General features: G+C 57.4%; 17 protein-coding genes and 2 pseudogenes. 4 read left to right on the top strand and 15 right to left on the bottom strand.

Annotation, left to right across the window (positions count from 1 at the left end; genetic code table 11):
- Positions 1 to 31: 31 nt before the first annotated feature.
- Together ACI2I2_RS20025 and ACI2I2_RS20030 are read right to left on the bottom strand one after the other, a co-directional pair.
- Positions 32 to 850 (bottom strand): DUF932 domain-containing protein, encoded by an 819-nt coding sequence (locus ACI2I2_RS20025; RefSeq protein ID WP_404659554.1) that lies wholly within the window; start codon positions 848 to 850, stop codon positions 32 to 34.
- Between the two features lie 28 nt (positions 851 to 878).
- Positions 879 to 1,154, bottom strand: coding sequence for a hypothetical protein (locus ACI2I2_RS20030; RefSeq protein WP_404659530.1), 276 nt, complete (start codon positions 1,152 to 1,154; stop codon positions 879 to 881).
- Between the two features lie 77 nt (positions 1,155 to 1,231).
- Here ACI2I2_RS20030 and ACI2I2_RS20035 point away from each other — a divergent pair, with 77 nt between their 5' ends.
- Positions 1,232 to 1,477, top strand: a complete 246-nt coding sequence (locus tag ACI2I2_RS20035) for a hypothetical protein (protein WP_404659531.1) — start codon at positions 1,232 to 1,234, stop codon at positions 1,475 to 1,477.
- Between the two features lie 116 nt (positions 1,478 to 1,593).
- Here ACI2I2_RS20035 and ACI2I2_RS20040 read toward each other — a convergent pair whose 3' ends face one another.
- The 5 genes from ACI2I2_RS20040 to ACI2I2_RS20060 all read right to left on the bottom strand — a co-directional run bounded on the left by ACI2I2_RS20040 (position 1,594) and on the right by ACI2I2_RS20060 (position 3,839).
- A complete protein-coding gene (locus ACI2I2_RS20040; protein ID WP_404659532.1) occupies positions 1,594 to 1,884 on the bottom strand; it encodes a hypothetical protein in 291 nt (96 codons plus the stop codon).
- Between the two features lie 34 nt (positions 1,885 to 1,918).
- Positions 1,919 to 2,242: a DUF5983 family protein gene (locus tag ACI2I2_RS20045; protein ID WP_404659534.1), complete on the bottom strand. Its 324-nt coding sequence runs from the start codon at positions 2,240 to 2,242 to the stop codon at positions 1,919 to 1,921.
- Positions 2,235 to 2,564: a hypothetical protein gene (locus tag ACI2I2_RS20050; protein ID WP_404659535.1), complete on the bottom strand. Its 330-nt coding sequence runs from the start codon at positions 2,562 to 2,564 to the stop codon at positions 2,235 to 2,237. The genes ACI2I2_RS20045 and ACI2I2_RS20050 overlap by 8 nt, the downstream gene beginning before the upstream one ends.
- 43 nt (positions 2,565 to 2,607) lie before the next feature.
- Positions 2,608 to 3,432, bottom strand: a complete 825-nt coding sequence (locus ACI2I2_RS20055; RefSeq protein WP_404659537.1) for an N-6 DNA methylase — start codon at positions 3,430 to 3,432, stop codon at positions 2,608 to 2,610.
- A 71-nt stretch (positions 3,433 to 3,503) separates the two neighbouring features.
- Positions 3,504 to 3,839, bottom strand: a complete 336-nt coding sequence (locus ACI2I2_RS20060) for a hypothetical protein (RefSeq protein ID WP_404659538.1) — start codon at positions 3,837 to 3,839, stop codon at positions 3,504 to 3,506.
- A 230-nt stretch (positions 3,840 to 4,069) separates the two neighbouring features.
- Here ACI2I2_RS20060 and ACI2I2_RS20065 point away from each other — a divergent pair, with 230 nt between their 5' ends.
- Complete coding sequence (locus tag ACI2I2_RS20065) at positions 4,070 to 4,411, top strand: hypothetical protein (RefSeq protein ID WP_404659539.1); 342 nt, start codon at positions 4,070 to 4,072, stop codon at positions 4,409 to 4,411.
- Between the two features lie 127 nt (positions 4,412 to 4,538).
- Here the strand turns inward: ACI2I2_RS20065 and ACI2I2_RS20070 are convergent, their stop codons facing one another.
- The gene (locus tag ACI2I2_RS20070; protein ID WP_404659541.1) at positions 4,539 to 5,390 is read right to left on the bottom strand and encodes a DUF4942 domain-containing protein; all 852 of its coding nucleotides are present in this window, start codon (positions 5,388 to 5,390) and stop codon (positions 4,539 to 4,541) included.
- Between the two features lie 383 nt (positions 5,391 to 5,773).
- Between ACI2I2_RS20070 and ACI2I2_RS20075 the strand changes: the two genes are divergently transcribed.
- Entirely contained in the window at positions 5,774 to 6,163 is a 390-nt protein-coding gene (locus tag ACI2I2_RS20075) for a hypothetical protein (protein ID WP_404659542.1), read from the top strand.
- 142 nt (positions 6,164 to 6,305) lie between these two features.
- Here the strand turns inward: ACI2I2_RS20075 and ACI2I2_RS20080 are convergent, their stop codons facing one another.
- From ACI2I2_RS20080 to ACI2I2_RS20110, 7 genes and pseudogenes are all read right to left on the bottom strand, one after another.
- Positions 6,306 to 6,416, bottom strand: a complete 111-nt coding sequence (locus ACI2I2_RS20080; protein WP_404659556.1) for a DUF5431 family protein — start codon at positions 6,414 to 6,416, stop codon at positions 6,306 to 6,308.
- Positions 6,365 to 6,517, bottom strand: a pseudogene (locus ACI2I2_RS20085) (Hok/Gef family protein); the annotation flags it as partial. The gene ACI2I2_RS20080 and the pseudogene ACI2I2_RS20085, both read right to left, overlap by 52 nt.
- Before the next feature lie 187 nt (positions 6,518 to 6,704).
- Positions 6,705 to 7,496, bottom strand: a complete 792-nt coding sequence (locus ACI2I2_RS20090; protein WP_404659543.1) for a plasmid SOS inhibition protein A — start codon at positions 7,494 to 7,496, stop codon at positions 6,705 to 6,707.
- Positions 7,493 to 7,921 (bottom strand): conjugation system SOS inhibitor PsiB, encoded by a 429-nt coding sequence (gene psiB, locus ACI2I2_RS20095; RefSeq protein WP_404659544.1) that lies wholly within the window; start codon positions 7,919 to 7,921, stop codon positions 7,493 to 7,495. The genes ACI2I2_RS20090 and psiB overlap by 4 nt, the downstream gene beginning before the upstream one ends.
- Positions 7,922 to 7,965: 44 nt before the next feature.
- Positions 7,966 to 9,992 (bottom strand): annotated as a pseudogene (locus tag ACI2I2_RS20100) (ParB/RepB/Spo0J family partition protein).
- 75 nt (positions 9,993 to 10,067) lie between these two features.
- On the bottom strand, positions 10,068 to 10,424 hold the full coding sequence (locus ACI2I2_RS20105; protein WP_404659545.1) for a hypothetical protein: 357 nt from the start codon (positions 10,422 to 10,424) through the stop codon (positions 10,068 to 10,070).
- A gap of 41 nt (positions 10,425 to 10,465) precedes the next feature.
- The gene (locus ACI2I2_RS20110) at positions 10,466 to 10,747 is read right to left on the bottom strand and encodes a hypothetical protein (protein WP_404659546.1); all 282 of its coding nucleotides are present in this window, start codon (positions 10,745 to 10,747) and stop codon (positions 10,466 to 10,468) included.
- Positions 10,748 to 10,977: 230 nt separating this feature from the next.
- On the opposite strand from ACI2I2_RS20110, the gene ACI2I2_RS20115 reads away from it, so the two are divergent.
- Complete coding sequence (locus ACI2I2_RS20115; RefSeq protein ID WP_404659547.1) at positions 10,978 to 11,340, top strand: hypothetical protein; 363 nt, start codon at positions 10,978 to 10,980, stop codon at positions 11,338 to 11,340.
- The last annotated feature ends 339 nt before the right edge of the window (positions 11,341 to 11,679 follow it).

The following is an 11,679-nucleotide window of genomic DNA, read 5'->3' on the forward strand; positions in this document are numbered from 1 at the left end:
AGCCTCTCGATTTCAGAGAGGCTTTTTATTTCTAGGCTTTCAGCTTCGCAAATTCCTCGGCCATCTTCCAGAGCACCTGATTAAGTTTAATGTCGCCATCAATACCGGTCACCTCCCGCGTACTGGTGGTTTTTCCTTTTGCCGTTTTCCCGCGCACGCCGCCGCGAATCACATTTTCCTGAACCCGGTTAAAGGTGGTCCATAAATCGCTGCGATTGTCTTCCCAGCGGCGATGACGAATAACCTGTTGTTCGGTGATAGGGATATGTGCGCCCTCATATTTGTACTCCAGCGCCATCCGGCCAAACAGCAATTGCTCACGCTCAGAAAGATCCACTCCGCGCATCATTTCAATGCTGCCGTCCACGTTATCGAAGGTTTTTAATACTTCATAAGCCCCCTCGATAACTTGCCCCACAATATCGCCTTTATGCGGCACAATAAATTCACCAAAGTTTTTCCAGGCCACCAGGCCATTTGTGCATATTTGTCTGAACATGCCCGGGATCATTCTGTAACTGCTTGAGCCGTCATGGCTGTTCAGCAACAGAATTTCCGGCACTTCTTTACCGTTAATTTGATCATGACGGCGCAGGCGTAACAGATGTTTTGTATAATCGCGTTTTCCGATATCCCGGGTGCGTGACTGCGCGGCGTAATAAGGCTGAAAACCTTCATCGCGCAGACGGTCAAGAATATTAATCGTCGGGATGTAGGTATATTTTTCCGAACGCGATTCATGCTTTTCCTCTGAAAAAGCACTCGGGACAATGCGGGCCAGTTCGTCATTGGTCAGCGGGCGGTTCTGGCGAATAGAGGTCGGGGTACGATAACGATTTGCAAAGCTAATCATAGTGGTTTCCTCTTCAGTGGTTTCATTAACAGGCAATGACGCGAAAAAAATGCTCTACCGGCATCCCGGCGGCGACCGGGTAACCCTCCACAATCCAGACCGAGGCATAATCAACGCCGTTGGTGTTCATCAGGATCACTTCCTGGCTGTCCGCCGGGACGGTGAAAATGTCGGGCTGCGCCATGCCATCGGTGACGCGCAAGACCCAGCAAAACACGTCCAGAAACTGCCTGACGGTCAGATCTGAAGGAGATGCTTCTGTAGGCTTCGTTGTCGCTCCTTTGACGTTGCGGTGTGCCATGTTGTGTTCCTCCTGTCTTCAGTGGGTTACTGAGATGCCTCTGTGAGTATTCGCCGTCGCAAACAAGGGAGTTGGCCATGCCGTCACGCGCTGGCAAGGCCGCCGCTTGCGGCGTTCATTTCAGCCTTGCCAGAAGGAGCGGGACGGTGTGGCCGAATACCTTGCGACGGGGAATACGGAGGCATCGGGCCACTGCAACGGGTGAACATGGCGCACACCGGCATGCCGGAGCGGAGCGAACGTCATGCCGCCATCAGAACGCCAGCGACGCTGGCGTGGTGGACGCGGCGCGGCCTGAAGGGCCGCAGCAAGCGGGAAGTTGACCTTAGCCATCAGACCCTGGCCGGACGGCCCGAAACCCGCAGGGGTTCGGCGGAGGCTGGCGGCTGCCCTGCAGCTGCCTGACGGAGCAGGGCTGACGACTGAGCCGCGCAGCGGATCAGGAGCCGAAGGGGGCCATCGCCCGGTGATTGACGTGGAAGCGTGAGCAGCGGCAGAACAGCAGGAAGAAATTCGACAACAGGACAATGAACAGCACGGACCGACGGATCCAACAGGCATCGAATCTCAGAAGGCGAAGGGGCAACAGCGGGAGCGCCGCAGGCGCCTCCGCCCTGCCCTGTTCCCCGCAGGGGAACTGCCTGGCTTTTTCGGCGGCAAAGTTACCCACCGTTTCGCTGAACACCGCGACGGTTATCCTGTGGATAAATCCGGCCAGGGCAGAGTTCACGCCCCGGCCATTAACATGTTCACATTTCGACCAGCTACCAGTCGAAAGTGTCAAACCCCTCCAGGATGAAACCGTCAGCGCCAATATACAGGGAGCGACAGCCTTCCCGGCACGCCACAAACGCAAGCCAGCGCAGCTCACGGGAAAAGCCGCGCCGTTTTAGCTCCAGAACCGGGAAACGACGGGCGCTCAGCCGGATAAGGTGGCCTTCCGGGAGTGAGCAAAGCCAGTCTTTTTCAGGCTCAGCCTCTGCAAGCAAATCAAGCATGTACGAATCCCCGCGCCGGATGTGCGCCGTGCTGCATTCCAGTTCGGTAAACAGTGCCCATTCAGGCAGGTTTCCTGTCGCTTTACGCATCGTATTCCCCTTCTTCCAGTTCACAGTGCATTTCTGCCGTCTGCATGATGCCCGTGAAGTGATTTTCTTCATCGGTGATGACCCCCGTCAGACGGCACAGGTGGAGCAGGTTGGTCATAAAATCAACCAGCACGGTTTCCAGTGGCTCCCCAGGCGTGTCCAGTCCCGTTTTTTGTGCAAACTGCCAGAGTGCGTCTGCCGCCAGCGCTGCCTGCTCTGTTGTGGTGCTGAGACACAAAGGTTGTGCGCCCCCTGGTGCCCCGGCGGCAATGGCTTCCAGATCCAGCTCCAGTCCTCCTGGCTGAGAAGTCTGCATATTCATGAGTGTTCTCCGTCGCGCAGGTCACATGGCCTGCACCCTTTTATCAGGAAATGGATCGCAGGAATTCACGCATGGCATCCAGACGCTCTCTGGTTGCACGTTTTTCCTGCCAGTGATTGAAGTAATACGCCGGGGTGTATCTGACCCGTGAGAATTTCTGCGTCAGTGTATTGCCGGTGATAACCTCAGACGGGATCCCCAGCAACCCCAGCTGAATAAAAGCCATATCCGCCGCAATGGGATCGATATCGATGCAACTGGCAAACAGCTGCTCAAACGGGTTGAAACCGGCTTCGAGCATACATTCCGCATATGCGATAACCATCCCGCCCGCGCCACAGGTCGGCTCACTCAAATCAATCCAGCCCCGCTGACTGATGGTTTCCCCCATGTCGGCTGACACCATACGGGCCATTAACGCCTGTAGGTGATAGGGCGTGAAAAACTGCCCCATATCACCGGACCCCATTTCCAGCTCCATAAAAACGGACCCCAGAAAATCATGGAACTTGCCCTGAAGGGCCGTCACCATCAGGCCGAACATGTCATGAAGCCCCGCCATATCCTGTGTCTCATAGCGGTCGCAAATTTTACGGGCGCGTTCAATATTTTCCGGTGTACGGACTCGCGCCAGGTCGATTTCGCTTGCCGCCAGAGTGATAAAATCGCTGAAAACATCCCAGCGGCGCAGATGCCGCCCGGTACGATTAAACACACTGATGAACTTTTTTCGGGCCTGCTCCGTGGTCAGCATGGCCGTTTCCATCCGGGAAGGGGCGGAAGCGGTGACAACAGGCGTCTGCACCGTGTCTTTTTTCCCTGCCCCCTCAAAAGCATTAATCAGGTCGAGCAAACTGAGCTGTGACATGGTTCCCCCAGACTTTCTGGCTCAGGCCGGTTGCCCGGCCTGCTCTCCCGCAGTAATCACGGGCGTTATCATCATTCCTCTTCGTTGCGGTACTCTTCGGGCAGGTAACCGTTCTCCCAGAGCACCTGTGCGGTTTTGCGGATCCATCGCAATAATTCGATGTCATACCGCTCTTTACGGTCTTTGAGCATGGGGAAAGCCACCCAGCTATCGAGGCGGTGGATAAACTCCATTCCCTCGTAGCTACAGTTGCTGATGTGCATACGTACCGACACCATTTCGTCGAGTTCGGCATTGATGACCAGCGCCAGTTCATGGGCGGCATCGACCGACATAACGGGGGTTTCCTCCATCTTCCTGGAAGATTCTGGAGCGGCGGTTTTGACGTTGACGTTTCGTGTGTTCATCCTGGTGGTCTCCTCGTGATGGTTAAGCCATCTCCCTGGTGAGTTCTCTCGCGGCAAAGGGCAAAGGAGCGACGTCGCAAGGTGCAGGGCAAGGGGCGCAGACAGAAAGTTTTTGCCCGCAAAAAGTTTCTGGCGGAGTGCATTTCACCCCTTGCCCGGAGACGCGGCGGTGCTACGACCAGCCCTCCGCGCGAGAACGGCAGGGAGGTGGCCCATCAGGGGTGGACAGGATGCACACACCCGACACGGCGGAACGGCGTGGCGACCTCAGAGCGCCAGCACAGCTGGCGTGGTGGACGCGGCGCGGCCGGAGGGCCGCAGCAAGCGGGAGGTTGACCTTCGCCATCAGACCCTGGCCGGACGGCCCGAAACCCGCAGGGGTTCGGCGGAGGCTGGCGGCTGCCCTGCAGCTGCCTGACGGAGCAGGGCTGACGACTGAGCCGCGCAGCGGATCAGGAGCCGGAGGGGGCCATTGCCCGGCTGTTGCCGTGGAAGTGAAAGGAAATGAGCAGCAGAACAATAAGCCGCACAGGCAGGCTGAACCAACCGACATCACTGCTCAGAGGGCGTAGGGGCAACAGCGGGAGCGCCGCAGGCGCCCCCGCCCTGCCCCGTTCCCCGCAGGGGAACTGCCCGCCGTTTTATGCCCGGTATCAGCAGGGGCTCCCTCCCCTGCTCCGGTCGTGTTATCCCTCTGACTCAGACCTGTGGTGGAAGTGCTGCCGGGTAATGCCGGGCAATAATATCGTTTAAGCGATCAACCAGGTCGGGACGTTTGAACGTAATGTGCGCCGTACCTTTCAGAAACGCTTTGACTGAAAAATATTCCATATCGCACAACTCCCCGGCTCCGCATTCTGAATAAAAGCGATCGAAGATGCTGCCTTCTGATGCACGGTGATCGGGCATATTTTTTCCGTCCAGCAACCAGAACGGACGGGCCAAATCATCCAGTCGGGCATAGCCTGACGACGAAAAAGTCGGTTTTCCAATGCGCCAGGTGTCGAGAAATCCGCTGACAATAATTTTTTTCCCCATCCGACAGGGGTTATTGGTTTTATAATCCCATGAGAGAGCGCGAAAAACGTCAATCACGCCTTTTTCAAAGGTATCGGCTTTATTTTCATGAAGATGGCGGAATGTTGCCAGCACATTATCCAGCGTAATTTCCGGGCAATCTTCGCTCTCAAGCTGCCGCTCCCATTCATCACGCTGCTTTTTGCTCATGAAGGTATACATTCCGGTGTCATTCATCAGCTGCTTCCAGATTTTCTGGTCAGCAAGCCGGGAAATACGGCGTAATGCCTGCTCAGGTTTCTCAGGCCAGTGCAGGGATTCTGTGACCACCTGTGAAAAACCATAGAGATGATCACCACTGGTCGCCCGTTTAAGCAGTGTGCGCGAGGTGTCCAGCTCCGCCAGCGCCTGCATAAAATGGCTAATAGCCTCATTTCGCATCGCGATAATACGATCAATGGCTACAGAGGGAATAAGTTCGCCAGCTGACTGAGAAATCTCAGGTTCGGTGATTAAGCTGATAGCGTCGGTCATCGTTAATGTCTCCTGTCGGGTAGTTTCAGGGCTGTAATGCCCATCATGTGACTGCACTGGATCCGGTTAACCTGCTGAGAGAACACACGTTTTCTTCCCACCCATCTTCCTGGAAGATTCTGGAGCGGCGGTTCTGACGTTCTGTGTGTTCATCCAGGCGTTATCCTCCTGATGGCTAAGCCATCTCCCTGGTGAGTTCTCTCGCGGCAAAGGGCAAAGGAGCGACGACGCAAGGTGCAGGGCAAGGGGCGCAGACAGAAAGTTTTTGCCCGCAAAAAGTTTCTGGCGGAGTGCATTTCACCCCTTGCCCGGAGACGCGGCGGTGCTACGACCAGCCCTCCGCGCGAGAACGGCAGGGAGGTGGTCCGTCAGGGGCGGACAGGATGCACACACCCGACACGGCGGAACGGCGTGGCGGCCTCAGAGCGCCAGCAACGCTGGCGTGGTGGACGCGGCGCGGCCGGAGGGCCGCAGCAAGCGGGAAGTTGACCTTCGCCATCAGACCCTGGCCGGACGGCCCGAAACTCGCAGGGGTTCGGCGGAGGCTGGCGGCTGCCCTGCAGCTGCCTGACGGAGCAGGGCTGACGACTGAGACGCGCAGCGGATCAGGAGCCGGAGGGGGCCATTGCCCGGTAGTGGACATGGAAGCGAAAACAGCGACAGCACAGCAGGAAGAGGATCAGCAGCAGAACAAAGAACAGTACCGACAGGCTGAACCAACAGACATCGAAGCTCAGAAGGCGAAGGGGCAACAGCGGGAGCGCCGGGTTTGAGGGCCGTCAGCACATCGCTGCTCCCATAAAAAAAGAGGGCTGTCAGCAGGAAACACTGACAGCCCTTTTGAAAGGCGCTTTCGGCAAGCCATGACACCACAGCCCTGAAAAGGCGGGGTTTCCCCCGCCTCCAGGTTGCTACTTACCGGATCCGCATGCCATGAAGGCCGCGACCTCCCTGTTTCCGTCCTTGTACCGAATTTCGCAGAGCGATTTTCGGGTCAGAAATGTGAATGCCAGCAGTGTGAGACACACTATCAGTACGCACCAGATAAGGGCGTTTCGCGGCAGTTTCATAGCGACTTCTCCTTGCTTTTGAGCAGGTAAGCGGCTAATCTGATGTTGTCTAGGCATGCAGATTGAGCCTCGGGTTAATTTGAAAAAATTACTCGGGGCTTTTCTGCTATTTGCGCCACAACAAGGCAACAAACCACCTGAACGTCATGAAGCAAACAGCTTCAAGCGCCATCACCATTATACCCAACCTGTCACCCTCTTCCCAGGCATACCACGCCAAAATCGGTATAAAACCACCTTATTTTCAGTGCGATGCTTCTCCTGACAGCCCCTGCACTACCCGGATTTCAGCGGTACGCTCCTCGCGGCCTGCCTCCAGGTATACCAGCTTGTTGGGGATCATCCAGCGTTCAGCGATGTGCATATGTTCGGGCGTGTCCTGCACGATGAAGGTGATTTCCAGAATAATGCGCCACAGGGGTTCATTCGCGGTACGCAACCACCTCAGTTCACTCAGCGATGAAAAGCGGGCCTTCCAGCGCCAGAACAGGGGTTCCAGTTCGTTGTGGTCGAACTCTTCCCCCCAGCGCGAATACCAGTCCCGCACCGTTTCCGGTGACTGAAAATTCAGATCCGTCGCCGCCCTGTCCAGCAGGTTCTGCCGTTGCAGGCACTGTTGCTCTGTTCTTCGGGCCTGCTGGCGCTGATAGTGTGTGAAGGCGTGTTTCTCCCTGTGCGCCCGACGATCTGCCCGGTTGTGCTTCACGTCGGGAAACAATGCCCCCTGTACACCCGTATCACACAGCGGCCCGGTGCAGCGCTCTCCCCGGCTGGCAATCAGTATCTCGAGCGCGTCTTCCACCTGTTTCAGGGAATGTCTCCCTTTCATCGCCTCCCAGCACAGGCCGGGGATCTGATGCGCCACCCGGCTGTTAAGACGGCTGCTGCCGGTCGGGATCCGCAGAAAGGTTCTCGCGTGTGGAAGCTCTGACAGACGACGGGCCTCTGCCCTGCGGTTTTCTACGTCGACGATAGCCTGCAGCGCTGCCTGCCGTGCCGGGTTAAGCGTGACCAGCGCATGATGGTCAGGGATCATACGGTGCCCTCCCCGTTCAGTAACGACAACATTGCTGCCGCCGTGATGCTGAAACGACTCAGCCCCGCCACCCGGTTTATCAGATGATTGATGGCGGCAGGGTCAAAGCGATCCGACTGCATCAACGTGCGTACCAGACTCCCCTCCCCCGACAGCAACACGACCAGCCAGAATGGCGACAGCTCACCCGGACTGCAAATGCAGAGATGAACGTCGTCACAGTCCGTCATGCTCAGGCGGCACTGCACCGGAAACATCCCGCCAAACTCGCTGCGGTATTCGGCATTCATGCACCACCCCGGTGGTACGCTGAGCGTGACAAGCACGGCATTGCTCAGTTCACGACGATATTCCGCTCCCTTTTCACGGATATATTCAAACTCACCCGGCGTGAGGGTGTTCAGACTGTCTGTGTGATATTTCATGCGGTTGCTCCTGCTGCCCCGGCTGGCCGGGGCAGCCTCCGTTATCAGGCGGCTTCTGCCGGGTCAGTGTCTGAACGGGTATCCTGCTGATTATCAGCGGTTTCCGTGACGCTTTCAGGGGCCAGAGCCGCCTCTTTTTCCGCACTGGCTGGCTGCATCCATGACGGCACCCACGCTGAACGGGCCAGATGGAATTCAGCATGGGCTGCTGCATCCACTTTCTTCATTTTTTCCGCATCCTGCGCTGCCCCCGTAAGGCCGGCTTGTGTCAGTGCGTCGGTTATCTGACGTTTACTGAGCATGCTGAGGAAGTTAGCGGAGGTCGGCACCCACCAGTCACGCAGACGGAAGTCGATGGCAGTTTCCAGACAATCCAGGTCACTGACCGTGGTATGCCCCATCGTCCGGGTCTGTGTGCCATCAACAGAGCAGGCCGTGCAGAACGTCAGCAGGGACATCAGTGTCGGGGCATCGAGGGTGAAGAACGTGGTGAAATCCTGCTTCCAGCCTTCCGGTAACAGCGCTTCAAGACGGGCTTTCTCCTGCATCAGGCTCAGCCACCCTGCCCCTTCTTCACCTGTGGGCGCTTCACGGGTCAGGCTGCTGTGATGCACCTCCAGACGCATGACAAAGGGATGGCGTATTGTATTGCCGTGGTCAAACACCCTGGTACACAACTGCCATGCCAGCAGCGCCACGGCTTTCTGCGGCTGCTGAACCAGCGCGGCCTGCACCGCAAGGGTTCGTTCGGAGGACATTTTTGTGAGCAATGGCGCACTGATACCCTCAGCGACATCCGGTTCGCGTTCGCGCGTCATCGCCTTTTTATTATCGTTATGCGTCTCATTCTCACCCTCGGTGCGTTGATACACACCCCGCTGAATGCACAGCCCGCCACAATACAGGCTGACCACTACCCCACTACTGGCCTTCTGTTCCGCAGTCCATCCCCGGTTCCCGGCAGCGGCTTCGATGTCATCAATCTGCTGCTGAAATTCCGCTTCATCATCGTACGTTTCAGTGGCCTCCAGCTGCGCGTTGAGGTCTTCGAGGCGCTGCAATTCCTCGTCGGTATACTGCGCGGCGGGCTCAGGCAGCAGACCGAACATTTTCCGGTCTTCACCATAGTTACAGAGGGCAGAATCCCGGACCTGTGACCATGACCAGCCCTCTTCCTGCTGGAGTGCCAGCGCGGTTGCCGCCAGTTTTTCCTGAACCAGACGGTCGACCAGCACTTTGTCTGCCGTACCGTCGCCGTCCTGCGCACTGAACAGATCCTCACGCACCACCCCGCCAGCGGCTTCATACGCTTCGCGCCCGACGAACGTAAAGTGATAGTGGTTCACGGGCATTTCCGTGTCGGTGATGGCCGTTTCAGCAGATGGGCGGGGGTATGGCTGTAATAGAATTTCACCTGCTCATACACCTCCACCTGACGGGTCTGATCGTTTTCAAGACTCAGCGCCTGACACTGTTCCACATCGAGCTTGTCTTCTGCCAGCATCTGCAACAGGGCTGGTGCAAGATTTGCCAGTTTCATCATGCGCTGAACATGTTTCGCGCCGTACCCCAGCAGTGCGCCAATCTGGGCCGGGGTCTTTCCTTCTTCGGACAGAGAACGAAAAACCCGGATTTGATCCGCAGGGTGCATGTTTTTACGCTTTTCATTCTCAATCTGGGAGACGGCTCGCGCCAGCTCACGAGGAACCGACTTGAAAGGGATCCAGATTTTTTCCGGGTCAACCACGCCATCATCAACCAGCAGACCGATGGCACGGGTACGGCCTCCGCCGCAGACCACCTCAAGGCGGCCCCCCTCGCAGGCAACAACCACCAGATTATGGATAAGTCCGACGGTCTGAATGGAATCGGCATACCCGCGCAGTTCATCATCAGAATGCAGCACATGACGCGCGTTGAGATCGCCAATCAGCAACTGCGAATACGAGGCATATTGCAGTTCGGTATTGTCCAGCAGGCTGGATAGTTCTTCCGGGGTTTTCTGAACATCAGCCGGATCCACACTGTTGGATTTACGGGCTTTCTTTGCAGTAGTATTCGTGGTGACCATAATAGTTTCCTCTTCGTTACTGTGGTGGTTATGCCGTGACCGGAGGGCTATCCGGTCACGGCGCAATACGTTTGCTCAGGCAATGCGCCCAGGATGGGTAGCCAGTGCCGCAAAAGACGGACACGCATCAAGAGCCTTGATCACTGCCTGTGCGCAGGCCAGTCGGGAGACATCCGACGGCGTGGCACGGGCCTGACAGCATTCAATCGTCGCCAGCATGACGGCTTTCACCTCCGCAAAATGTTCATATGTCCGGGTGCTGAACAGTGTCCGTTTGCCGTTTTCCAGTACCCGCCAGTTAACGCAGTCATTGAAACGGGTATCCACGTTGTCAAACGCCAGCACATGCGTGTCACTGACGCTGACCCGCAGCTGTTTCAGCATTCCCTGTACCGGCGCGGTATTCTTTGCTGACGCTGTTCTGGTTTTCATTCTGATGACACTCCCCTTTTTTTCCGGGCTTCCGGTGATCATTACGGTCGCTGAACACGCAGCAGATAGCGTTTCAGGTCAGCCATGAAATCTGGCTCCGATGACAGTGCGCGCCATGCCAGCAGGCCATAACGAAAAATCTCAATCTGCACATCACCACAGCGGGAGAGGTCAGAGCTGACGATGCGAAACCCGGTCTGCAAACTGCGTGAATACAGGGCAATCAGTCCGGCAATACATTCACGTTCTGCGCTGTTGTCCTCCCCCATCTTCCTGGAAGATTCTGGAGCGGCGGTTGTGACGTTGACGTTTCGTGTGTTCATCCTGCTAGTCTCCTCGTGATGGTGAATCCATCTCCCTGGTGAGTTCTCTCGCGGCAAAGGGCAAAGGAGCGACGACGCAAGGTGCAGGGCAAGGGGCGCAGGCAGAAAGTTTTTGCCCGCAAAAAGTTTCTGGCGGAGTGCATTTCACCCCTTGCCCGGAGACGCGGCGGTGCTACGACCAGCCCTCCGTGTGAGAACGGCAGGGAGGTGGCCCGTCAGGGGCGGACAGGATGCACACACCCGGCACGGCGGAACGGCGTGGCGGCCTCAGAGCGCCAGCAACGCTGGCGTGGTGGACGCGGCGCGGCCGGAGGGCCGCAGCAAGCGGGAGGTTGACCTTCGCCATCAGACCCTGGCCGGATGGCCCGAAACCCGCAGGGGTTCGGCGGAGGCTGGCGGCTGCCCTGCAGCTGCCTGACGAAGCAGGGCTGACGACTGATCCGCGCAGCGGATCAGGAGCCGGAGGGGGCCATCGCCCGGTTGTTGAAGTGGAAGCGAGAGAAGTGACAGCACAGCAGGAAAAGAAACAGCAGCAAAACAATGAACAGTACTGGCAGGCAGAATCACCGGACACCACAGCTCAGAGGGCGTAGGAGCAACAGCGGGAGCGCCGCAGGCGCCTCCGCCCTGCCCAGCCCAGCCCGCAGGGCTGACCCTGTGGGTTCTCGCGGGCATAACCGGGTGGCACCGAAGCCCCGCCCGACGTCTGACGGATTACGGGACGCTGAGCACGTCACGCAGTGCCCGCATAACAGCATATTCGTCCTTCAGTGTGTCCGCTGCACTCCCTCCCCCCTGCCCGGCACAGTCCGCGATGCGTTCCATTTCCCGTCCGGCCGTAAGCGGCTCATCTGAACCGTATTGACGGTTAGACGTTGCTAAGATCGAGCTTCCAGGGAAGCAGGTCGTGTACCTTGTTTGACGGCCAGTCT

Source organism: Scandinavium sp. NPDC088450 (genome assembly GCF_044900545.1).
Classification (GTDB): domain Bacteria; phylum Pseudomonadota; class Gammaproteobacteria; order Enterobacterales; family Enterobacteriaceae; genus Scandinavium.

Bases quoted from the DNA above. Each gene is read 5' to 3' on its own strand.
- ACI2I2_RS20030 (WP_404659530.1), bottom strand. From the start codon at position 1,154: ATGGCACACCGCAACGTCAAAGGAGCGACAACGAAGCCTACAGAAGCA.
- ACI2I2_RS20035 (WP_404659531.1), top strand. From the start codon at position 1,232: ATGCCGTCACGCGCTGGCAAGGCCGCCGCTTGCGGCGTTCATTTCAGC.
- ACI2I2_RS20045 (WP_404659534.1), bottom strand. From the start codon at position 2,242: ATGCGTAAAGCGACAGGAAACCTGCCTGAATGGGCACTGTTTACCGAA.
- ACI2I2_RS20050 (WP_404659535.1), bottom strand. From the start codon at position 2,564: ATGAATATGCAGACTTCTCAGCCAGGAGGACTGGAGCTGGATCTGGAA.
- ACI2I2_RS20055 (WP_404659537.1), bottom strand. From the start codon at position 3,432: ATGTCACAGCTCAGTTTGCTCGACCTGATTAATGCTTTTGAGGGGGCA.
- ACI2I2_RS20060 (WP_404659538.1), bottom strand. From the start codon at position 3,839: ATGAACACACGAAACGTCAACGTCAAAACCGCCGCTCCAGAATCTTCC.
- ACI2I2_RS20065 (WP_404659539.1), top strand. From the start codon at position 4,070: ATGCACACACCCGACACGGCGGAACGGCGTGGCGACCTCAGAGCGCCA.
- ACI2I2_RS20070 (WP_404659541.1), bottom strand. From the start codon at position 5,390: ATGACCGACGCTATCAGCTTAATCACCGAACCTGAGATTTCTCAGTCA.
- ACI2I2_RS20075 (WP_404659542.1), top strand. From the start codon at position 5,774: ATGCACACACCCGACACGGCGGAACGGCGTGGCGGCCTCAGAGCGCCA.
- ACI2I2_RS20090 (WP_404659543.1), bottom strand. From the start codon at position 7,496: ATGATCCCTGACCATCATGCGCTGGTCACGCTTAACCCGGCACGGCAG.
- psiB (WP_404659544.1), bottom strand. From the start codon at position 7,921: ATGAAATATCACACAGACAGTCTGAACACCCTCACGCCGGGTGAGTTT.
- ACI2I2_RS20105 (WP_404659545.1), bottom strand. From the start codon at position 10,424: ATGAAAACCAGAACAGCGTCAGCAAAGAATACCGCGCCGGTACAGGGA.
- ACI2I2_RS20110 (WP_404659546.1), bottom strand. From the start codon at position 10,747: ATGAACACACGAAACGTCAACGTCACAACCGCCGCTCCAGAATCTTCC.
- ACI2I2_RS20115 (WP_404659547.1), top strand. From the start codon at position 10,978: ATGCACACACCCGGCACGGCGGAACGGCGTGGCGGCCTCAGAGCGCCA.